The sequence below is a fragment of the Mesorhizobium sp. M1A.F.Ca.IN.020.06.1.1 genome (genome assembly GCF_004023265.1).
Taxonomy (GTDB): domain Bacteria; phylum Pseudomonadota; class Alphaproteobacteria; order Rhizobiales; family Rhizobiaceae; genus Mesorhizobium.
Genome location: NZ_RZSR01001496.1, coordinates 1 through 873, shown reverse-complemented (window position 1 = coordinate 873; position 873 = coordinate 1). Strand labels below are relative to the sequence as shown.

Below are 873 nucleotides of genomic sequence, written 5' to 3'. Positions count from 1 at the left end.
TGTCGAGGTCGCGCCGCGCCGGCACAGCGAGGTTCTGCGAATAGAAGGTGACGAGGTCCATGACCGGGGGCGGCGCTTCCGCCGCGCCCCGGCGCTCTTGGACGCCGTTCGGCAGGGTAAGGCAAGCCTTCTCAGCCTCGGTACAGTCCCCCCAATGCTTCGGCACTTCAGGCGTCGAGATGCCGATATCGCCGGCAAAGGCATCGGCGGCCTGCTGCCGGATCGATGCGGCCTGCGCTTTCCAGCCGAAGCGGCCCAAAGTTATCGCGCCGCTCAACTCCTCGCGAACTATGTTCGGCCGGCCGGAGATGCCGTCGCTGTCGCGGTCATGCGGATCGGCAAGGGCAAGGATGTCGGCCGGGGCGATCTCCTCGATCAGTCCGAGCCCGATCATTGGCGGCGTCAGGCGCGGCGACAACGTCGTGCGCGGGTGGAGCGGGCCATAGCCCGGATTCTCGACCGAGTAGCGGGGCTTGCGCAGCAAAACGACGGCACCGTCGCCCAGCGTGACCTTCGCTTCCGAATAGTCGATGCGCATGCGGCCTTCACCCTTGAGGCCGGGAACCGCCAGATCCTGCAATTGCGAGCCATAGACAGGATCGGGGAAATTCAGCAGCTTGTAGTCGGCAAGTTCGGCTCTCTCCTCGGCATTGCTTGCATCGCGCGCCAGCCGCAAGAACATCGAGGTCGAGCCTGTGCCGCTTTCCGGCGGTCGGCCGCGACCATCCTTCAGATGGCAGTTCTGGCAGGCGCGTTCGTTGAACAGCGGCCCGAGCCCGTCGGACGCTTGGGTCGATGACGGCGACGACACCCAGTTCTTGCGAAAAAGCGCATTGCCGAGCTTGAAGGTCGCTTCCTCCTCGAAGGTGATGT

At 64.9% G+C, this 873-nt stretch carries 1 protein-coding gene; it reads right to left on the bottom strand.

Annotation, left to right across the window (positions count from 1 at the left end; all coding sequences use genetic code 11):
- Positions 1-873 (bottom strand): di-heme oxidoredictase family protein (locus tag EOA60_RS35110; protein WP_281060812.1); only part of this gene is annotated, 873 nt, incomplete at both ends.